Origin of the sequence: Roseobacter sp. HKCCA0882 (assembly GCF_037805225.1) — a bacterium.
In the GTDB taxonomy this organism is placed as follows: Bacteria; Pseudomonadota; Alphaproteobacteria; order Rhodobacterales; family Rhodobacteraceae; genus M30B80.
Window position 1 is genome coordinate 760,118 of record NZ_JBBLYI010000002.1, and the last position, 18,951, is coordinate 779,068.

Genomic DNA, 18,951 nt, shown 5'->3' on the forward strand with positions numbered 1-18,951 from the left:
GGGCCAGATTGGCTAAAGCCTGACCGATCTCAAGGAGAAGCCCATGGATAAGTTTACAACCCTGACGGGGATTGCAGCCCCGCTTCCGCTGATCAATATCGACACAGATATGATCATCCCCAAGCAGTTTTTGAAAACGATCAAACGCTCTGGTTTGGGTAAAAACCTCTTTGACGAGATGCGCTTTGATCAGTCAGGCAATGAACTCCCCGAGTTCGTTCTGAATAAACCCGCCTATCGGGACGCGCATATTTTGGTCGCTGGCGACAATTTTGGCTGCGGCTCCTCGCGCGAACACGCGCCTTGGGCCTTGTTGGATTTTGGCATTCGTTGCGTGATTGCACCGAGCTTTGCTGATATTTTCTTCAACAACTGCTTTAAGAACGGAATTTTGCCGATCCCTCTGCCGCAGGAAGATGTCGATAAACTGATGGATGACGCGTCAAACGGCGCGAATGCCACTTTGACCATCGACCTTGAGGCTCAAGAGATCACCCGCCCCGATGGCCAGAAGATCGCCTTCGAAATCGACCCGTTCCGTAAACACTGCTTGCTCAATGGCTTGGATGATATCGGGCTGTCCTTGACCAAGGTTGAGGCCATTGACGCCTTTGAAGCAACCGCACAATCCGCGCGTCCTTGGGTCTAGTTTCAAGCGCGCCTGCGCTTTTGCCCTGATCTGACTGGATAAATTTCAGGCCCCTGCATCCTCATCGGTGTGGGGGTCTTTTCTAATGTGTTTCATTAGGTATTAAATTTAGGCAATATTGTGGCAATTGAGGCGGCCTTATCGTCAGAATGAGGCGAAATTGTGGAATAAGGGGCAGGCACGAACCGACCCCATCCAGAACGAGGAAGAGCAGGTGCTTTTACACCTTTTTTGCGCTGTGCTTAGGCCAGTATTGGTGTTTTTTGTTATTGCGACACCATCGCTTGTCCTTGGCGATACATCCCGCGGGTATGTGGACGGCGTTATGCTGTTTGGATTGATTGCGGCCCTTTTTGTGGTGTTTGAATATAGCGCCCGTCATCCCGCTATCATCGAGTTTCGCGATGCGCCGCCCTATAATCGTCTGCGCATTTTGGCCCTGACCATCGCCCTTGGCACATTGTTCATATTCGCCCTGTTCATACGTTTTAGCAAATGGCCCGGACGGGGAATGTCGATCAATATGTGGGTGAACCTGCCCATGTTCGAACCGACAGTGGGCAGCGATGTGACCCATCGTTTAAAATGTGATGCGCGCAGAAATATCATATGGGGCTTAGGCCTGTCGCTGATATTGCCGCCTGTCTTGGGGGCTGTGTTTTCGCAGACAGGCAGAACCCTTGCTTATGACGGGCAAGGCGCGGTTTGGGTTGTGACCCTATGGGCCTTTTTGCCAATGTGCCTGTTGATCAGGGCAATGGCCTTGCTGCGGTTGCGCTACATGATCCGCAGCTATCAAAAGAGGATCATCGCGGCGCTGACACCGGATGAAAGACTGGCCCTTTCTTGACCCTGACGCAGCCAAAGGATAGGGCGTGTGCAATCAGGATTTTCAAGACGGATTAGTTCCATGAGCAACCCATCGCTTCTCATTCTTCCCGGTGACGGGATCGGCCCCGAGGTTATGACCGAGGTGCGCAAAATCATCGACTGGTATGGCGCAAAGCGTGGCCTGACCTTTGATGTCACCGAAGATCTGGTGGGCGGTTGCGCATATGATGCGCATGGCACGCCTTTGACCGATGAGACGATGGAAAAAGCGCAAAGCGTTGATGCCGTGTTGCTTGGCGCGGTCGGCGGCCCGAAATATGACAATCTCGATTTCAGCGTAAAGCCTGAGCGCGGCCTGCTGCGCCTGCGCAAAGAGATGGATCTTTATGCGAACCTTCGGCCTGCGCAGTGTTTCGATGCCCTCGCGGATTTTTCTTCGTTGAAGGCGGATGTGGTTGGCGGCCTCGACATCATGATTATCCGCGAACTGACCAGCGGCGTTTATTTCGGTGAGCCACGCGGCATCCATAATGAAGGCAATGAGCGCGTTGGCGTGAACACCCAGCGTTACACTGAAAGTGAAATCGCCCGCGTGGCGCGGTCGGCCTTCGAACTTGCGCGCCGCCGCAACAACAAGGTCTGCTCAATGGAGAAGGCCAATGTTATGGAATCGGGCGTGTTGTGGCGTCAGGTTGTGACCGAAGTGCATGCTGCTGAATATTCTGATGTGGAATTGTCGCACATGTATGCTGACGCAGGCGCAATGCAGCTGACCCGTTGGCCAAAGCAGTTTGATGTGATCGTGACTGATAACCTCTTTGGTGATCTGCTGTCTGATTTGGCGGCAATGTTGACAGGGTCTTTGGGCATGCTGCCTTCGGCAAGTCTGGGCGCACCGATGGCCAATGGCCGACCCAAAGCATTGTATGAGCCCGTTCACGGCTCTGCACCTGATATTGCAGGCCAAGGCAAAGCAAACCCGATTGCGTGCATTCTCAGCTTTGCGATGGCGCTGCGCTATAGCTTTGATCAAGGGGATGAGGCGACCCGTTTGGAAAAAGCGGTTGAGGCCGTTTTGGCCGATGGCCTGCGCACAGCCGATTTGATGGGGCCAGAAGGCGGCTCGCCCGTTTCGACCGCTCAGATGGGTGATGCCATTGTCAAAGCGCTAGACGCGTCTTTGTAAGTTTTGGCCCTGTTCTGATTTGCACCCGCTTGACCGCAAGGTTGAGCGGGTGTTTTTGTGCATATAGGCCACCCGATGCAAAGCTGCAGCATCGGGGGCAGGAATATCGCCATCTCGCATATTCAATCTTGCTAAGCGGCTGTGCCGATGCCTTGATTGAGGAATAAGCCAAGGAAATGCAATGTCCAAAGATCGCGAGAGCACCAACATCAAAGGCGCATTGATCGCATTGGTGGCATTCGGAATTTACGCCACCCACGATGTGGTGATCAAATATCTTGGCGCAAGCTATTCGGTCTTTCAGATCGTGTTCTTCTCGGTTTTGTTTGGCTTTCCCGTCACCATGTTGTTGCTGATGGGCGAGCCCAAGCCAGAAACTTTGCGGCCCAAATACCCGTTCTGGACAGCATTGCGGTCGATTGCGGTGGTGTTCACGGGGGCGACTGCATTTTACGCATTCTCAACCCTGCCCTTGACCCAGACCTATGCGATCATTTTTGCGATGCCAGTTCTGATCACATTGCTGGCCATCCCTATGTTGGGCGAACGCATTGGCATTCGGCGCGCAAGCGCGGTGGTCGTTGGGCTTGTCGGTGTTTTGATCGTGCTTCGACCAGGGGCGGCGGATTTGAACCTTGGGCATTTATCCGCATTGGCGGCGGCATTTGGCGGCGCCTTAGTCTCGGTGATTTTGCGCAAGATCGGGTCTGAGGAACGCTCCGTGACCCTGATGCTTTATCCGATGATGGCCAATTTTATCGTCATGGGCGCGCTTCTGCCTTTCGTCTACGAGCCGATGCCGCTCTTGGATATGGCATTGATGGCGCTGGTCGCAATTTTGGCCTTGCTTGCGATGTGGCTTGTGATTTTGGCCTATCGCATGGCGGATGCGGTGATCGTTGCGCCCATGCAATATTCGCAGATCCTTTGGGCCGTGTTTTTTGGCACAATGTTTTTCGGCGAAGGGGTGGATCAAGCCACAGTAATCGGTGCAGCCGTTATTATCGCGTCAGGTATTTATATCGTGCTGCGCGAAGATAGCCGGCCTGCGGATAGCCAAAAGCCTGTCTTGCGTACACATGGCCGCATTGGGGCACCAAGCGTGCCACGGATGACGGCAATTTTGCGCGGTAAGGAAGAAACAGACTAGCGGCGCATATTTCCGACTGTTTTAATCGGATGTCTTCCCTCAGGTCTGAAAATCACATAAGCCCTCTCCTATGACTGAGAAAATGCGCATCACGGGGGATCATTGGTTTGGCCTTTTGGGCAAGCTTGTGGTCGCATTATGCCTTCTGCCGATGATTGCTGTGGCGATTGCCGCGCTTTCGGGTGGTTTCGACACAATTGTTAGTCTTAGCCAAAGCGTTCTGCCCCGCTATGTCGGGGCGACCTTGCAACTCAGTGTGATCGTAGGGCTAGGAACGGCCGTAATTGGGACGGGTGCCGCATGGCTTGTCACCATGACGCGGTTTTTTGGGCGGCGGGTGTTGGAAATTGCCCTCGCCCTGCCTTTGGCCTTCCCAGCCTATGTTCTGGCTTATGCCTATACGGATTTGCTTGATCATCCAGGACTCGTGCAGTCCACCTTGCGCGCCTTTATGGGATGGGGCCCTCGCGATTACTGGTTCCCTGAAATCAGATCACTTGGTGGTGCGGCGGCAATGTTGGTCTTGGTGCTTTACCCTTATGTTTATCTTCTGGCGCGCGCAGCGTTTCTGCGCCAAAGCGCTACCGCCTATATCGCGGCGCGCACGTTGGGGCAGGGGCCATGGGGCGCATTCTGGCGCGTCAGTCTGCCCGTTGCTCGCCCGGCGATTGCAGGGGGTGTGCTGCTTGCTTTGATGGAAACCTTGGCTGATTACGGAACCACCGCCTATTTCGGTGTTCAGACCTTTGCCACGGGCATCTATGTCAGTTGGTTTGGCTTGTTTGACCGCGCAGCGGCGGCGCAGCTTGCCCTGTGTCTGTTGGTTGTGGCCTTGACCCTTGCCACTTTCGAACGCCGACAGCGCCGCAATTCCCGTCATCATGACGCGGGCCGTAGATTTGAGGTGATGGAGCCTGTCACCCTCAATGGCCGCGCTGCTTTGGGGGCTATTTTATTCTGCGGTGTGCCCGTTCTCTTTGGCTTTGTTTTGCCCGTGTGGATCTTGATCATGCTTGCGGCTGATCAAGCGCATATCCTTTTCACAGAACGCTATTTGGGCTTCTTGCGGCACTCTTTGACACTTGCCGCGATTGCGGCTTTCCTGACTGTCGGGGCGGCCATTGCGCTTGGATTTCGTGCGCGCTTGCGGCCCACGCCGATGTCAAAAACGGCCCTTAGGGTTGCGGGCATTGGGTATGCTGTGCCCGGTGGCGTGACTGCGGTGGGTCTGCTGTTTCCCTTTGCGGCCTTTGACAATGCGCTTGACCACTTCATGGAGACGAATTTCGGTATTGATACGGGCCTTTTGATCAGCGGGTCGATCTGGCTAATGATCATGGCTTATATGGTGCGTTTCATGGCGGTGGCGCTGAACACCTATGAGGCGGGCATGGCCACCTTGAACCCGAATATGGACGCGGTGGCGCGCACATTGGGGCATGGGCCTGCACCTATGTTGCGGCGGATTCATGTGCCGATCTTGCAGCCTTCGATCTTGACCGCGCTGCTGATTGTTTTCGTTGATGTGATGAAGGAGCTGCCCGCCACCTTGATCCTGCGCCCCTTCAACTATGATACGCTCGCCGTGCAAGCGCACCGATTGGCCGCGGATGAACGATTGGCTGAGGCCGCAGTTCCCAGCTTGATCATCGGTGCCGTTGGTTTGATCCCAGTGGCCATCTTATGTTGGAGCCTGAGCCGAGAAGATAGGTGAACGGGTTGATCATACCCCGCGCCCATAGGTGGGCTATGTGGGGTCAGGGCATAACACGCCTCAGCGCCCCAAAAGCAAACGAGCGCCCCTTGAGAGGGCGCTCGTGAGTTGTTTGGTGGTTCGTGGCCTGTTGCGCGAACCTATTCCCAACCTGCGGTGTTCAGAACCTCAACCGCTGCGCCGACATTTTCGGCAATATCCGACAGATCAATCGCATCAGGGCGGAAGATGCCCAGTGCCGCGACCGATGGGGCGAGGCCCACACCCGGAACGGCAGGGTATTCATCATTGCCCGCTGAGAAATACTGTTGCGCCTGATCTGAGGTCAGATACTCCAGAAAGGCAATCGCGTTCTCGCGGTTCGGGGCATGGGCCGCGACCCCACCGCCAGACACGTTCATATGCGCGCCGATATCGTTCTGGTTTGGAAACACCCATCCGATATTGGCCAGTTGGTCAGGTGTGATTTGGTCGTCCCCTTGGCGCAGGATGCGGGCGAAGTAGTAGGTGTTCGACATCGCAATGTCACATTCACCAGAGGCAATGCCGCGCAGCTGATCCGTGTCGCCACCTTGGGGCGCGCGGGCGAAATTTTCAACCACGGCGTTGGCCCAGTCCTCCACAGCATCGACACCCAAATGTGCGATCAAGGCTGCTGTGAAGTTCTGTGTATAGACATTCGTGGCAGAGCGGATGCAGATCTGGCCTGCATATTCTGGCTTGGCCAAATCCTGATAGGTTTGGGGCGGGTTGGCGACATCGGTTTTGTCATAGAACAAAATCCGTGCGCGCTGCGAGAACGCGAACCACTGGTTGCTGTCATCTTGAAGATAAGAAGGAATGCGGGTTTCTAGCACATCGCTTTCCACGGGCTGCAACAGTCCCATTTCGGCAGCCCGCGCCAAGCGCACTGTGTCAACAGTCAAAAACACATCTGCAGGGCTATTGGCGCCCTCGGCCTGCATCCGCGCGATCAGCTCATCTGCATTGCCTTCGATGCGGTTGATGGTGATGCCTGTTGCAGCGGTAAAATCAGAATATAGCCGCTCATCCGTGTCGTAATGGCGCGAAGAATACAGGTTCAATTCCTGCGCCTGCGCCTGCGCCTGCGCCTGCGCCGGCGCCGTGGTTAGGGTGGTTAGAAAAACGACGCCGCCAAGCAGCAGGGAGAGGGGTCGGGTCATCCTAAAGCTCCTGTTCGAGTTATTTCCGACAATTTTAGTCGGGATGCCGCTTTTGATCACGATTCACGCGGCGGGTCAAATAAATTCCGACAAAAATTATCAGATTTAACTTCTGGCTTGCCCTTGCCTTGGTGCTACGGCATCAGTTTGCCTGAGGGATGAGGAGGACAGTCAGCCATGAAAGCGGGCATTGCTTTTCTTGTGCTCGCCTATGTGCTGAGCCAGTTTTATCGTGCGTTTTTGGCCGTCATGGCCCCTGTTTTGGCATCCGATATCGGGGCCACTCCGCAAAGCTTGGCGACAGCTTCGGGCGTGTGGTTCGCCGTTTTTGCCGCGATGCAAATTCCTGTGGGTATCGCACTTGACCGCATTGGGCCGCGCCTGACCGCATCGGTGTTGCTGCTTGTTGGCGGTGCGGGGGGTGCTGCCCTGTTTGCGACTGCGGCGGATGTGCGCGATGTGCAAATTGCAATGGGGTTGATCGGATTGGGCTGTTCGCCCGTTTTGATGGCAACCTATTACATCTTTGCGCGGGTTTATTCTGCGGCCATCTTTGCCACGCTGGCAGGTGTGACGATTGGCATTGGATCAATGGGCAACTTGGCAGCTGCAACACCCATGGCTTGGGCGGTTGAGGCCGTGGGGTGGCGCGAAACCGTTTGGGGCTTGGCGCTTGTGACGGGTCTTGTTGCGCTGGCTTTGTTCCTCTTGATCAAAGACCCCGCAAAACCAGAAGGCGATCAAAAAGGCAGCTTGATGGATCTGCTGCGCATTCCTGCGCTTTGGCTTATCTTCCCGTTGATGTTTGTGGGCTATGCCCCGTCAGCGGGGGTGCGTGGCCTGTGGGTTGGGCCTTATATGGGGGATGTCTTTGGTCTAACTGTTGCTGAGATCGGCACGGTGAGCCTGATCATGGGGGTTGCGATGGTGGTGGGCAGTTTTGCCTATGGCCCGCTGGATCGGTTTTTTGGCACGCGCAAATGGGTTATCTTGATTGGGAACCTGTTGGGTGCCTTCGCCTGTTTGGCGATTTGGGCTGTGCCCGAAAGCAGTATTTTGACAGCTACTGTTCTGGTTGCGGCCTTGGGGTTGTTTGGGGCGTCCTTCCCTGCCCTTGTTGCCCATGGGCGCAGCTTCTTTCCCCCGCATTTGGTTGGGCGTGGTGTGACCTTGATGAATTTGTTTGGCATCGGTGGGGTGGGTGTGATGCAATTCACCTCAGCCCCTTTCTTCACTGCGCTGTCAGGCACGATGGCCTTGCCTGCCGCCTATGGGGCCTTGTTTGGGGTCTTTGGGCTTGCCGTTCTGATCGGATGCGCAATTTACCTCTTTAGCGAAGATCGCCTTGACTAAGCGCAACCAGATTGCGCGCCAAGTGCCCCTTTCGCTTTGGTCGCACATGATTTAAGGGCATGCGCAGTCGTAAGCCTGAAGGATATGGAACATGGGTTACAAAGTTGTCGTTGTCGGCGCCACGGGCAATGTGGGCCGCGAAATGCTCAACATTCTAGACGAGCGTCAATTCCCCGTTGACGAGATCGCCGTGCTTGCCTCGCGTAAATCGCTTGGCACAGAATGCAGCTTTGGTGACAAGACCCTAAAGACCAAGGATCTCGATACATTCGATTTCACAGGCTGGGATATAGCATTTTTCGCGGTTGGGTCTGAAGCTACAAAAACCTATGCACCGATTGCGGCCTCGCAAGGTTGTATCGTGATCGATAATTCCTCGCTCTATCGCTATGATCCTGATGTGCCTTTGGTTGTCCCTGAGGTGAACCCTGGGGCGGTTGAGGGCTATGCGAAGAAGAACATCATCGCGAACCCCAATTGCTCCACCGCCCAGATGGTTGTTGCATTGAAGCCGCTTCATGACCGCGCGCGGATCAAGCGTGTTGTGGTGTCGACCTATCAGTCTGTGTCTGGCACAGGCAAAGATGCGATGGATGAGCTGTGGAACCAGACAAAGGGAATGTTCGTTCCAGGTCAGGAAGTTGCCCCGAGCGTTTACCCCAAGCAGATTGCCTTCAACGTGATCCCGCATATTGATGTGTTCATGGAAGATGGGTCTACTAAGGAAGAGTGGAAAATGGTCGCTGAGACCAAGAAAATCCTCGATCCTTCGGTTAAGGTAACTGCAACCTGCGTGCGTGTGCCTGTCTTTGTGGGCCATTCCGAGGCGATCAATATCGAGTTTGAAGATTTCCTAGACGAGGAAGAAGCCCGTGACATTCTGCGCGAGGCCCCAGGTGTGATGGTGGTCGATAAGCGTGAGGCGGGCGGTTATGTGACCCCCGTGGAATGTGTCGGCGATTATGCCACCTTTATCAGCCGTATCCGTCAAGACAGCACGATTGAGAATGGTCTGAATATTTGGTGCGTCAGTGACAACCTGCGCAAAGGCGCTGCGTTGAATGCGGTTCAGATTGCAGAAACCTTGGGCAATCGGGTTCTGAAAAAAGGCTGACGCATGGCGTTGCGCATCAGATATATTGGGGGGCCGTTGGCCCCCCTTTTTCTTAAAATCGTTCGGCGCGGAGGACTTCGCAGTCAGTCACGCTGACCACGCCGATATGCCGCTCCACCACCGCGAATGCCGCTTTGAGCAGCGCCTCTAGCTTTTCTGGGCGAATGATGCAGACCACGTTGATCATTCCGCCTGCACGGCTGACCTGACCCTCGCGGCTCCATTGTCCTGAACGGCCCGACCCGCCCAAAACGGGTAGGATGGTGAAGCCTGTCACCCCCGCCTTGACCAATGCATCCGTGAGGCGGGTTTCCATGACCGCCTCAATTGTGACCTCAACCCGCTTTGCCTTATGCGTTTCCATTGCCTTAGCCTCCCGTGGCGGCGCGCGCCAATGCCAGATAAATTGGTATGCCCAATGTCAAATTGAACGGGAACGTAATCCCAAGTGACAGGGTGAGATAAATTGAAGGATTGGCCTCAGGCAGGGCCACGCGCATTGCAGCAGGCACCGCGATATAAGAGGCCGAGGCGGAGAGCGTCATCATCAACATCACGCCGCCTGTCGACAGACCCAAAAGCAACCCGACTCCAAGGCCAAGACAACTGCCGATTAAGGGCATCAGCACGCCAAAGGCGAAAAGCCCTGGCTTCAGCAAATGCCGCGCATCCCGCAGGCCGCGCCCCGCCACAAGGCCCATATCCAAAAGGAAAAGGCACAGCACACCTTGGAAGGGGGATACGATGAAAGAGGCGATTTTATCCAAGCCCTCTTGGCCCGTGATCCCTCCAATAATGAAGGATCCGATGAGCAAAACAATAGACCCATTTAGCAGGATTTCCCGCAGCAGACCCGCATCCATACCGCCGCCTTGACCCGCTTTTGCATCCGCCCGTGCCACAAGCCACAGGGCTGCTAAGATTGCAGGGGCCTCCATCGCGGCGGCGACCGCGACCATATAGCCTTCGCTCATCAAACCTGCGGTTTGCAGCACTGAACTTGCCGCGACAAAGGTCACGATCGAGATCGAGCCGTAATGTGCCGCCACTGCGGCGGCATCAATGGCCGTTAGCCCCGTCATCACGCGCAGCAAAGCGAAGGCTATGAAAGGCAGAACAAACGACAAAATCAACCCAGCCAAAATCGAGAAGATCAGCGTTTGGTCAATGCCATGCGCGGCCACGCTGGCCCCGCCTTTGAAGCCAATGGCAAAGAGCAAATAGAGCGACATCCCTTTCGCTACGGCCTCGGGCACGCTGAGGTCAGAGCGCGCAAAAGCAGCTGCAAATCCTAAGACGAAAAACAAGATGATGGGCGAGATCAGGTTCTGCGCCGCGAGCGACAGGATCGAGTCCATGAACACCTCCAGATTTTGCTCAGCGTTGCCTAACGAAGCGGGGCCAAGTGGTAAAGTTTAGACTTTCACAAAATGGCGCAATGTGCCGTCATAGCTTTCGATATCCATATCCGCGATATCGGCCCAAATCCCATGCAGGGTCAGGTTCTTTGAACCTACAGCCTCGGCCACCACGGGATAGCTCATCAGGTTTTCAAGCGAGACTTGTATCCCCTCTTTTTCAAGCATGGTTTGTTGAACCTCAGGGGGGGTGATATCTTTGACCCTCTCAAATCCTGGCCGCAAAACATCCAACCAACGGCCCACAAAGCTTTCTTTCTTTTCCAAATCGGGGGCGCGGCCTTGGCACATGTCAATACACCCCCGCACGCCGCCGCAATTGGAATGGCCCATGATGATGAGATGCTCGATTTTGAGGTTCTTGATTGCAAACTCGACCGCGGCAGCGGTGCCGTGATGCTGCCCGTCAGGGGTAAAAGGGGGCACCAGATTGGCGATGTTGCGGTGAATGAATAATTCACCTGTGCGTTGTCCAAACACGGATGTCACGGCAACGCGGCTGTCGCAGCAGGCTATGACCATGGCCTTTGGATTCTGCCCTTCGGTTGCCAATTTGCGAAACCAATCACGGTTCTCAGGAAAGGATTTCACTTTCCAATCCTGATAGCGTTCAAGCAAATAACTTGGCAGTGATTTAATGCGGTGCATCCATAATGTCCCTTCAGAGCACTTGATCACAATCTCTGATAATTTTCTATAAACTGTCTTTTCATTCCTGTCTCAAATCAACCTTTTCTTCACCCCCAAATATCACCCTGTGACCACATGCAGCGCATGGTGGGATGGGAAAATGACGGATGTGGTGACCGTCTTGCGTTTTGAAGAACCTGCGCGGTTTGATGCCGACAGGTTAGAGCGGCTTTGTCGCGATATTGGCGAGACGCAAGCAGAATATGAAGTGGCTGTGGGGCTAGAGCGTATCATGATCGTGCTCGCGCAGATTGACTGTGTCGACAGCACGCTTGAACGGAAAAAGATTTTCGCTGAGATTGCCGACTCTGCCAGCAAGATCGGTATGGCGAACTTGGCGCGGGTGGCGCGCGATGTTCATATCGTGATGGCGCGCCAAGATATGGCCGCAATCGGCGCAACCTTGGCTCGTTTGCGCCGTGTGGGTGAGCGATCTGTTTATGCGATTTACGATATTGAGGATATGAGTGTGTGATCGCCCTTGCGGCGCGGGATGGTGTTGTTACTTTGCGGTTCAGCGATATTGCCCTGACCTCAAAGGAATGACGGAATGTCCCACGCGCTGCGATTTGCCCGCCCAGATGAATTTCCTGATACGGACGCAATCCCTGTTCATGTGATCAGCGCCGATGGGGCTGATGCAGCTTTGGCTCAGTTGGGCGCTGCCTCACGGCAATGGGCCGTGACCCATGGCTTTAGCGGGGCATTGGGCAAAACCTGTCTTCTGCCCAATGAGGCGGGTGGAATTGCGGCTGTTTTGTTGGGGGTAGGAACGTCCGCTGATCGGATCAGGAAACGGTTCGCTGCAGGTGCCGCGATTTCTGATTTGCCAAAAGGTCTTTATGAGGTGGCCTCAGCCTCATTGGAGGCCCACCCGCAAAACCTTCGCGAAGAAATTGCACTGGGGTATTTACTGGCGGAATATCGGTTTGACCGCTATCGTAAAAAATCGGGTCGCGAGGCGGCCTTAGTGGCGCTTGCGGGCATAGATGCCCCGCATTTCGAACGGCTCGCCCAAGCCGAGGCCATGGTGCGTGATCTGGTCAACACCCCTGCGCAAGACATGGGCCCCGAAGAATTGGAGGGGGCCGCCCGCGAGTTGGCGGCGCGCTATAACGCCAAGATTTCCGTGATCCTTGGGGACGATCTATTGGCGCAGAATTTCCCGATGATCCATGCGGTCGGTCGGGCCAGTCCCCGCGCGCCTCGTTTGATTGATATGACTTGGGGCGAAGGCGGGCCGCAAATCACCTTGGTGGGCAAGGGCGTGTGTTTTGACACAGGCGGTTTGAACCTGAAACCTGGATCATCCATGGGCACGATGAAAAAGGATATGGGGGGGGCTGCCAATGTTTTGGGCCTTGCTCAGATGATCATGGATGCGGGTCTAAAGCTGCGGTTGCGGGTTTTGATCCCTGCAGTTGAAAATGCCGTTGATGGTTCAGCCTTTCGCCCCAGTGATATTTTGACCGCCCGCAACGGCATGACGGTCGAGATCAACAATACCGATGCAGAGGGGCGGCTGGTCTTGGCTGATGCCTTGGCGCTTGGGGCTGAAGGCGCCCCCGATCTTATGATTTCTATGGCAACATTAACTGGCGCTGCGCGGGTCGCAGTGGGGCCAGACCTTGCGCCATTTTACACAGATGATGAGGGTCTTGCCGCGCAGATTACTGCCAAAAGCCCTGATCAGTTCGACCCTGTTTGGCGTATGCCCTTTCACGCCCCTTATGAGGCTATGATTGAACCGGGCATTGCCGATCTGGATAACGCGCCCTCTGGGGGCATGGCGGGGTCGATTACGGCGGCCTTGTTTTTGCGCCGCTTCACCCAAGGCGCCGCGCGCTATTGTCACTTCGATATTTTTGCATGGCAGCAAAGTGATGCACCTGCGCGCCCAAAAGGGGGTTTGGGTCAGGGCATTCGTGCGCTATACGCGGTGCTGTCTGAAGGGGTTTAAGACATGGCAAGCGATCCACGGATCACGGCAAGCAATGGGCGGGTGGCGCTTCGGGCGCTGCAAGGTCAGGTTATGGCGGATGAATTCTTGGACGGCACATGGATGACGGTGCAGCAACCGTTGGCCAATATCATGACCGAACCAAAGGGCAAGCGGGCGAGCCAATTGTTGTTTGGCGAGCGGTTTTTGGCGCTTGAAACGCGCGATGGGCAAGTTTTTGGTCAAGCAGAGCGGGACGGCCAAGTAGGTTATATTTTATTGCAGGCCCTTGCGGCAGAAACGCCCGTCACCCATTGGGTCACCGCCCCCGCAACCCATCTCTATCCGCGCCCCGATGTAAAATCGTCGCCCGATGTGTCGATCTTTTTCGGCGCACGTGTCAACGTGGTTGAGCCTGCGAAAGAGGGTGAAAGCTTTCATCGCATCCAGACGGGGCATCATGTTCCAAAATCCCACCTGCGCCCCTTAACGGCGCGGTTTTCGGATACGGTGGGCGTGGCTGATCTATTCCTTGGAACCCCCTATCTTTGGGGCGGCAGCAGCCGATGGGGCATTGATTGCTCTGGCCTGATCCAATTGGCGATGCGCGCCTGTGGTCAAGACTGTCCACGGGACAGTGACCAACAAGAGGCAGCGCTCGGCGCGCTTTTGCCCGAGGATGCACCACTGCGCCGCGGGGATTTGGTGTTTTGGAGGGGCCATGTCGGGATCATGGCCGATGAAGAGATGCTGTTGCACGCAAATGCCCATCACATGGCGGTGGCCTATGAGCCGCTTGCCCATGCCGAGGCGCGCATTCGCACGTCTGGCGGCGGCGAGATCACCGCGCGCAAACATGTTTTGATAGAATGACGGGGTATTAATCGTCTACGGCGCGGATCAATTTGCGCTCTAGCACGCGCAGCACATTGCGCAGATCATGCCCGCGCTTGAGAATGCGCCCGTCCATCCCAATCACGGAATACATTCCCTGCTTGCCTGCCAATTTGGGGCGCTTTTCAATCCGATAAATGGGGTGTTCGGCGGTGCGGCGGAAAACTGAGAAAATCGCAACATCACTCAGCAGCGACATTCCATAATCGCGCCATTCACCTGCAGCCACCATGCGGCCATAAATCGACAGGATCGCCGATAATTCGCCACGATCAAAGGCGACCTTTTCGGGAATATGGGAAGCGCCAAAGGATTGAGTATGCATCACCATAGACTGATGGTGGCATGAATTCTAAGAAATGCAAGGGAGATCATAAAAAGGCCCGCAAGGTCAGCTGATCTTGCGGGCCGTGATGCGTGGTGTCGCTTAGGCGCGAACCAGTTTTTCGTAGGCGTCCGAGATGTCCCGCGTCAGGGCGCCAACCTCGAAATTATAGCTGCCAATCTGACCCACTGGGGTGACTTCTGCGGCGGTTCCCGTCAGCCAGCATTGTTCAAACCCTTCCAATTCTTCCGGCATGATATGACGCTCATGCACCTTGATTTGGCGATCGTTCAACATACCGATAACTGTCTGGCGGGTTAGGCCATTGAGGAAGCAATCTGGCTTTGGCGTATGCACTTCGCCATCTTTGACGAAGAAGATATTTGCGCCTGTCGCCTCGGCGACATAGCCGCGATAATCAAACATCATGGCATCCGAGCAGCCTTTGGCTTCGGCCTCATGCTTAGACATTGTGCAGATCATATACAGGCCTGCGGCCTTGGCATGGCTTGGCGCCGTTTCGGGCGAGGGGCGTTTCCAACGCGCTATATCAAGTTTGGCGCCTTTGGTTTTTGCATCCCCATAGTAATTGCCCCAGCCCCATGCCGCGATGGCCAAACGAACGGGGTTACGGCGAGAGGAGACACCCATATCCTCACCCGCGCCGCGCCACGCAACCGCGCGCACATAGGCATCGCTCAGGCCATTGGCCGCGAGAACCTCGGCCTTGGCTGCCTCAATTTGGTCAACAGTAAATGGAATTTCGAAGTCCAATTGGCCTGCGGAAAAATGCAGCCGTTCGGAATGAGCGCGGCTGAGGAAAATTTTGCCACCATAGGCGCGCTCGCCCTCAAAGACGGAAGATGCATAATGCATCGCATGGGTCAGAATATGCACATTGGCCTCGCGCCAATCGACCAAAGCCCCATCCAGCCAGATTTTCCCATCGCGGTTATCGTAGGTGCCGCTCATCTTTCCAATCCCATCTTTCCTTCAGGGCGCATATCTGCGCCAGTTTGCAAATGTTGTGCAAAATACGGCCGTTTCGGACATAATATTTCGCAAAACTGGCAATTCGGTAACAATTGATTCTTGGAAAGTCAACAAGGCTGACATAAACTGTGAAGTGTTCCTTGGTTCCGATGCCAAAGACCTAAAAAGATGCGGGAGATGAAGATGGCAGAACGTGCAGTCAATAACCCTATCGGCACGGGCGAAAGCTTGCTCTTTTTGACGGATGAGCAGCTGCGCCGCGGGATTGAGGCTATGTTCTTCGCCTATCGGGGATTTACCGCTGATCCTGATCGCATTTTACAAAATTACGAATATGGTCGCGCCCATCATCGTGCCATCCATTTCATCAACCGCACCCCTGGAACGACAGTCAATAACCTGCTGAATATTCTGGGCGTGACCAAGCAGTCCCTCAATCGCGTTCTGCGGAGTCTGATCGCCGATGGTTTGGTCGAAAGCCGCGTTGGGGTGCAGGATAAGCGCGAACGGCATCTTTATCTCACCGAAACAGGCGCCAAGCTTGAACGCGAATTGTCAGAGGCGCAGCGCAACCGCATGCGCGCGGCCTATCGCAATGCGGGGCCAGAGGCCGTGGCAGGATTTCGTGCTGTCCTTGAGCAGATGATGGATCCTGAGATGCTGCGCCATTTCCAAGCAGGTTTGGATACCTAAAATGGCAGACACCAACCCGCATATCCTGATCGTGGATGATGATGAACGCATCCGCGGGCTGTTGCAGAAATTTCTGATTCGCAACGGGTTTCTGGCCAGTGTTGCGCGCGATGCTGCGCAAGCCCGCCGCCTGTTGCAGGGGTTAGATTTCGATTTAATTGTGCTTGATGTGATGATGCCGGGTGAGGATGGCATTAACCTGACACAAGATTTGCGCAAAACGATGGATTGCCCAATCTTGCTTTTGACGGCCAAGGGCGAGGCGCAAGATCGTATTGCAGGTTTTGAGGCGGGGGCAGATGATTATTTGCCAAAACCCTTTGAACCCAAGGAATTGCTATTGCGTATCGGCGCGATCCTGCGCCGTATGCCGCAACCCGAAGCCAGCCAAAACCTGCCCAAACTGCTGCATCTTGGTGCCATGCGCTTTGACATTGATCGTGGCGAGTTGTGGCAGGGTGATCAGCCTTTGCGCCTGACTGCAACCGAGGCCGCATTGATGCGGATCTTTGCAACCCATGTGAACAGTTCTGTGACCCGTCAGCAGTTGGTCGAAGAATTGGGCCGTGACAAGATGGCAGGCGGCGACCCTGCGCAAGAGCGCGCGATTGATGTGCAAATCACCCGTCTACGCCGCAAGATTGAAGCTGACCCGAAACAACCCCGTTATCTGCAAACTGTCCGCGGCGCGGGCTATATGTTGGTGCCTGACTGATGGCGACATGGCTATTTGAAAACCCATTTGCGCAAGATCATCTGACGCCAGAGGGCCATCCCGAACAGGTGGCGCGCATTGCGGCCATAAAGGCCCATTTGGATGGCGTAGATTTCGTGGGGCTTGAACGCCACGCGGCCCCATTGGCCACGGAAGACGATCTGCGATTGTGCCACCCCCAAGCCTATATTGATCAACTCAAAGCGGCTTTGCCCACGCAAGGGCAAGTGGCGCTTGATGGCGATACCTTTCTGTCGCCCGCGTCATGGCAGGCTGCGCTTTCGGGTGTAGGGGGTATGATCGCAGCAATAGATGCCGTGATGGAGGGCCGCGCCAAAAACGCATTCGTCCTCACGCGACCACCTGGGCATCACGCCGAAACTGCAACAGCCATGGGGTTTTGTCTCTTTGGGTCAGTAGCGATTGGGGCCAAACATGCACTCGAGCGGGCGGGGGCCGCACGGGTGGCCGTGATTGATTTCGATGTGCATCACGGCAATGGCACGCAAGATTTGCTGTGGGATGAAACCCGCGCTTTGTTTGTCTCGTCACACCAGATGCCGCTTTATCCAGGATCGGGGGCGCGTGGCGAACGTGGCGTGGCGGGTAACATCCTGAATGTGCCCCTTCCACCCAATTCAGGCGGGGCCTTGATGCAACAGGCCTATCTTCGCGATGTATTTCCGCGATTGGCTGAATTTGCGCCTGACCTTATCCTGATTTCCGCAGGTTTTGACGCGCATCAGGCCGATCCATTGGCCAATCTAAATTGGGATGAAACGGATTTTGCATGGCTGACGCGAGAAATTTGCGCATTTGCCGAAACCCAATGCGCGGGGCGGGTGGTCTCGGCGTTAGAGGGCGGTTATGATCTGCCCTCACTGGGGCGCAGTGTTGCGGCCCATGTCACAGAATTGATGGAAGCTTCGAAATGACAGATGACAACGACCTTGCGCAGATGAGTTTTGAAGATGCTTTGCGCGCCCTAGAGGAAGTCGTGGCCAAGCTTGAGCGTGGGGATGTGCCACTTGACCAATCCATCGCGCTCTATGAACGGGGGGCTGCGCTGCGCGCACGTTGTGAGGCCAAGCTCAAAGAGGCCGAAGAAAAAGTCTCCAAAATCACCCTAGATGGCACAGGCGCGCCAACTGGCAGCGCCCCAGTTGAGGGGCTTTGAGCGCCTTTGGCCCCTATTGAGTTTCAAACCCGCCTCAGCACCCAGTCCCGTGTCATTGCAGCGTTCTTGACCGAGGCGCTTGCGCAATATGGCACAGATGATGTAGCCGCGGCGATGCGCTATGCGGTGCAGGGTGGCAAGGGTTTGCGTGGGTTTTTGGTGCTTGAGGCATCGGCGCTATATGGCATTCCTGCGGCCTCCGCGCTTCCTGCGGCGGGTGCGGTTGAGGCCATCCATGCCTATAGTTTGATCCACGATGATCTGCCTTGCATGGACGATGACGACCTGCGCCGCGGTCAGCCCACTGTTCACAAAAAATGGAACGAGGCGATTGCGGTTCTCGCGGGGGATGCGCTGCAAAGTTTTGCATTCACGCTTTTGGCTGATCCTAATCTTGGGGCCGCGGAGGTGCGGATCAAATTGGTGTCGACCTTGGCTGAAGCCGCAGGTGCGCGCGGTATGGTTTTAGGGCAGGCGCAGGACATTGCCGCAGAAACCGCTGCGTCCCCCTTAACCCTTGAACAAATCACGGAATTGCAAAGCAATAAAACGGGCGCGCTGTTGGAATGGCCCGCCCATGCCGCAGCGATCATAGCGGGCCAAGATCCCGCACCGTTGAGGGCATATGCCCGTGCAATTGGCCTCGCCTTTCAGATTGCTGATGACATTTTGGATGTGGAAGGTGACAGCAGCAAGGCAGGTAAGGCCCTGCGCAAAGATGCCGATGCGGGCAAAGCAACCTTTGTCACGCTTCTGGGGCTAGACGGTGCCAAGGCTGAGGCAGCGCGCTTGGTCGCTGAGGCGGAAACGGCCCTCGCACCATTCGGGGATAAAGCCCAAAGCCTGCGCGACCTTGCCCGATTCATCATTGCCCGCGACAGATAGGCGTGATCCGTTGCCCTTGGCCCCTGTCATGGCTATATGGC

General features: G+C 55.4%; 21 protein-coding genes. 15 read left to right on the plus strand and 6 right to left on the minus strand.

Annotation, left to right across the window (positions count from 1 at the left end; all coding sequences use genetic code 11):
- The first annotated feature begins 43 nt into the window (after positions 1-43).
- From leuD to AAC622_RS12050, 5 genes are all read left to right on the plus strand, one after another.
- Positions 44-649 carry a 3-isopropylmalate dehydratase small subunit gene (gene leuD / locus AAC622_RS12030; RefSeq protein WP_340262894.1) on the plus strand — a complete coding sequence of 202 codons (606 nt, stop codon included), beginning with the start codon at positions 44-46 and terminating at the stop codon, positions 647-649.
- Between the two features lie 256 nt (positions 650-905).
- Complete coding sequence (locus AAC622_RS12035) at positions 906-1,499, plus strand: hypothetical protein (RefSeq protein WP_340262896.1); 594 nt, start codon at positions 906-908, stop codon at positions 1,497-1,499.
- A gap of 60 nt (positions 1,500-1,559) precedes the next feature.
- Positions 1,560-2,666, plus strand: coding sequence for a 3-isopropylmalate dehydrogenase (gene leuB / locus AAC622_RS12040; protein ID WP_340262898.1), 1,107 nt, complete (start codon positions 1,560-1,562; stop codon positions 2,664-2,666).
- 181 nt (positions 2,667-2,847) lie between these two features.
- Entirely contained in the window at positions 2,848-3,816 is a 969-nt protein-coding gene (locus AAC622_RS12045) for a DMT family transporter (protein WP_340262899.1), read from the plus strand.
- Positions 3,817-3,886: 70 nt separating this feature from the next.
- Positions 3,887-5,530 (plus strand): ABC transporter permease, encoded by a 1,644-nt coding sequence (locus AAC622_RS12050; protein WP_445322629.1) that lies wholly within the window; start codon positions 3,887-3,889, stop codon positions 5,528-5,530.
- A 140-nt stretch (positions 5,531-5,670) separates the two neighbouring features.
- Here AAC622_RS12050 and AAC622_RS12055 read toward each other — a convergent pair whose 3' ends face one another.
- Entirely contained in the window at positions 5,671-6,714 is a 1,044-nt protein-coding gene (locus tag AAC622_RS12055) for an extracellular solute-binding protein (RefSeq protein WP_340262900.1), read from the minus strand.
- Between the two features lie 177 nt (positions 6,715-6,891).
- On the opposite strand from AAC622_RS12055, the gene AAC622_RS12060 reads away from it, so the two are divergent.
- Both AAC622_RS12060 and AAC622_RS12065 read left to right on the plus strand, forming a co-directional pair.
- Complete coding sequence (locus tag AAC622_RS12060; RefSeq protein ID WP_340262902.1) at positions 6,892-8,067, plus strand: MFS transporter; 1,176 nt, start codon at positions 6,892-6,894, stop codon at positions 8,065-8,067.
- A gap of 91 nt (positions 8,068-8,158) precedes the next feature.
- The gene (locus tag AAC622_RS12065) at positions 8,159-9,181 is read left to right on the plus strand and encodes an aspartate-semialdehyde dehydrogenase (RefSeq protein WP_340253858.1); all 1,023 of its coding nucleotides are present in this window, start codon (positions 8,159-8,161) and stop codon (positions 9,179-9,181) included.
- A gap of 52 nt (positions 9,182-9,233) precedes the next feature.
- Here AAC622_RS12065 and AAC622_RS12070 read toward each other — a convergent pair whose 3' ends face one another.
- From AAC622_RS12070 to AAC622_RS12080, 3 genes are read right to left on the minus strand one after another with little or no spacing between them, the layout of a single operon-like run.
- Entirely contained in the window at positions 9,234-9,545 is a 312-nt protein-coding gene (locus tag AAC622_RS12070; protein ID WP_340262904.1) for a P-II family nitrogen regulator, read from the minus strand.
- Positions 9,546-9,549: 4 nt separating this feature from the next.
- The gene (locus AAC622_RS12075; RefSeq protein WP_340262905.1) at positions 9,550-10,539 is read right to left on the minus strand and encodes a sodium-dependent bicarbonate transport family permease; all 990 of its coding nucleotides are present in this window, start codon (positions 10,537-10,539) and stop codon (positions 9,550-9,552) included.
- 57 nt (positions 10,540-10,596) lie between these two features.
- The gene (locus tag AAC622_RS12080; protein ID WP_340262906.1) at positions 10,597-11,247 is read right to left on the minus strand and encodes a carbonic anhydrase; all 651 of its coding nucleotides are present in this window, start codon (positions 11,245-11,247) and stop codon (positions 10,597-10,599) included.
- A 142-nt stretch (positions 11,248-11,389) separates the two neighbouring features.
- On the opposite strand from AAC622_RS12080, the gene AAC622_RS12085 reads away from it, so the two are divergent.
- The 3 genes from AAC622_RS12085 to AAC622_RS12095 all read left to right on the plus strand — a co-directional run bounded on the left by AAC622_RS12085 (position 11,390) and on the right by AAC622_RS12095 (position 14,101).
- Positions 11,390-11,764, plus strand: a complete 375-nt coding sequence (locus AAC622_RS12085; RefSeq protein ID WP_340262907.1) for a hypothetical protein — start codon at positions 11,390-11,392, stop codon at positions 11,762-11,764.
- Positions 11,765-11,839: 75 nt separating this feature from the next.
- On the plus strand, positions 11,840-13,249 hold the full coding sequence (locus AAC622_RS12090; protein ID WP_340262908.1) for a leucyl aminopeptidase family protein: 1,410 nt from the start codon (positions 11,840-11,842) through the stop codon (positions 13,247-13,249).
- Positions 13,250-13,252: 3 nt separating this feature from the next.
- Positions 13,253-14,101 carry a C40 family peptidase gene (locus tag AAC622_RS12095; protein ID WP_340262909.1) on the plus strand — a complete coding sequence of 283 codons (849 nt, stop codon included), beginning with the start codon at positions 13,253-13,255 and terminating at the stop codon, positions 14,099-14,101.
- Between the two features lie 7 nt (positions 14,102-14,108).
- Here the strand turns inward: AAC622_RS12095 and AAC622_RS12100 are convergent, their stop codons facing one another.
- Positions 14,109-14,453, minus strand: a complete 345-nt coding sequence (locus AAC622_RS12100; protein WP_340243739.1) for a DUF2794 domain-containing protein — start codon at positions 14,451-14,453, stop codon at positions 14,109-14,111.
- A gap of 96 nt (positions 14,454-14,549) precedes the next feature.
- Entirely contained in the window at positions 14,550-15,419 is an 870-nt protein-coding gene (locus tag AAC622_RS12105; RefSeq protein WP_340243737.1) for a branched-chain amino acid aminotransferase, read from the minus strand.
- Between the two features lie 204 nt (positions 15,420-15,623).
- On the opposite strand from AAC622_RS12105, the gene AAC622_RS12110 reads away from it, so the two are divergent.
- From AAC622_RS12110 to AAC622_RS12130, 5 genes are read left to right on the plus strand one after another with little or no spacing between them, the layout of a single operon-like run.
- Positions 15,624-16,133, plus strand: a complete 510-nt coding sequence (locus tag AAC622_RS12110) for a MarR family winged helix-turn-helix transcriptional regulator (RefSeq protein WP_317657248.1) — start codon at positions 15,624-15,626, stop codon at positions 16,131-16,133.
- A 1-nt stretch (position 16,134) separates the two neighbouring features.
- Positions 16,135-16,848 carry a response regulator gene (locus tag AAC622_RS12115; protein ID WP_340262911.1) on the plus strand — a complete coding sequence of 238 codons (714 nt, stop codon included), beginning with the start codon at positions 16,135-16,137 and terminating at the stop codon, positions 16,846-16,848.
- Complete coding sequence (locus AAC622_RS12120) at positions 16,848-17,783, plus strand: histone deacetylase family protein (protein WP_340262913.1); 936 nt, start codon at positions 16,848-16,850, stop codon at positions 17,781-17,783. Before AAC622_RS12115 ends, AAC622_RS12120 begins: the two co-directional genes overlap by 1 nt.
- Positions 17,780-18,025 (plus strand): exodeoxyribonuclease VII small subunit, encoded by a 246-nt coding sequence (locus tag AAC622_RS12125; protein ID WP_340262915.1) that lies wholly within the window; start codon positions 17,780-17,782, stop codon positions 18,023-18,025. The genes AAC622_RS12120 and AAC622_RS12125 overlap by 4 nt, the downstream gene beginning before the upstream one ends.
- A 15-nt stretch (positions 18,026-18,040) precedes the next feature.
- Positions 18,041-18,910, plus strand: coding sequence for a polyprenyl synthetase family protein (locus AAC622_RS12130; RefSeq protein WP_445322635.1), 870 nt, complete (start codon positions 18,041-18,043; stop codon positions 18,908-18,910).
- The last annotated feature ends 41 nt before the right edge of the window (positions 18,911-18,951 follow it).

Bases quoted from the DNA above. Each gene is read 5' to 3' on its own strand.
- AAC622_RS12060 (WP_340262902.1), top strand. From the start codon at position 6,892: ATGAAAGCGGGCATTGCTTTTCTTGTGCTCGCCTATGTGCTGAGCCAG.
- AAC622_RS12120 (WP_340262913.1), top strand. From the start codon at position 16,848: ATGGCGACATGGCTATTTGAAAACCCATTTGCGCAAGATCATCTGACG.
- AAC622_RS12075 (WP_340262905.1), bottom strand. From the start codon at position 10,539: ATGGACTCGATCCTGTCGCTCGCGGCGCAGAACCTGATCTCGCCCATC.
- AAC622_RS12090 (WP_340262908.1), top strand. From the start codon at position 11,840: ATGTCCCACGCGCTGCGATTTGCCCGCCCAGATGAATTTCCTGATACG.
- AAC622_RS12050 (WP_445322629.1), top strand. From the start codon at position 3,887: ATGACTGAGAAAATGCGCATCACGGGGGATCATTGGTTTGGCCTTTTG.
- AAC622_RS12055 (WP_340262900.1), bottom strand. From the start codon at position 6,714: ATGACCCGACCCCTCTCCCTGCTGCTTGGCGGCGTCGTTTTTCTAACC.
- AAC622_RS12115 (WP_340262911.1), top strand. From the start codon at position 16,135: ATGGCAGACACCAACCCGCATATCCTGATCGTGGATGATGATGAACGC.
- AAC622_RS12065 (WP_340253858.1), top strand. From the start codon at position 8,159: ATGGGTTACAAAGTTGTCGTTGTCGGCGCCACGGGCAATGTGGGCCGC.
- AAC622_RS12095 (WP_340262909.1), top strand. From the start codon at position 13,253: ATGGCAAGCGATCCACGGATCACGGCAAGCAATGGGCGGGTGGCGCTT.
- AAC622_RS12100 (WP_340243739.1), bottom strand. From the start codon at position 14,453: ATGGTGATGCATACTCAATCCTTTGGCGCTTCCCATATTCCCGAAAAG.
- leuD (WP_340262894.1), top strand. From the start codon at position 44: ATGGATAAGTTTACAACCCTGACGGGGATTGCAGCCCCGCTTCCGCTG.
- AAC622_RS12085 (WP_340262907.1), top strand. From the start codon at position 11,390: ATGACGGATGTGGTGACCGTCTTGCGTTTTGAAGAACCTGCGCGGTTT.
- AAC622_RS12105 (WP_340243737.1), bottom strand. From the start codon at position 15,419: ATGAGCGGCACCTACGATAACCGCGATGGGAAAATCTGGCTGGATGGG.
- AAC622_RS12080 (WP_340262906.1), bottom strand. From the start codon at position 11,247: ATGCACCGCATTAAATCACTGCCAAGTTATTTGCTTGAACGCTATCAG.
- AAC622_RS12070 (WP_340262904.1), bottom strand. From the start codon at position 9,545: ATGGAAACGCATAAGGCAAAGCGGGTTGAGGTCACAATTGAGGCGGTC.
- AAC622_RS12125 (WP_340262915.1), top strand. From the start codon at position 17,780: ATGACAGATGACAACGACCTTGCGCAGATGAGTTTTGAAGATGCTTTG.
- leuB (WP_340262898.1), top strand. From the start codon at position 1,560: ATGAGCAACCCATCGCTTCTCATTCTTCCCGGTGACGGGATCGGCCCC.
- AAC622_RS12110 (WP_317657248.1), top strand. From the start codon at position 15,624: ATGGCAGAACGTGCAGTCAATAACCCTATCGGCACGGGCGAAAGCTTG.
- AAC622_RS12045 (WP_340262899.1), top strand. From the start codon at position 2,848: ATGTCCAAAGATCGCGAGAGCACCAACATCAAAGGCGCATTGATCGCA.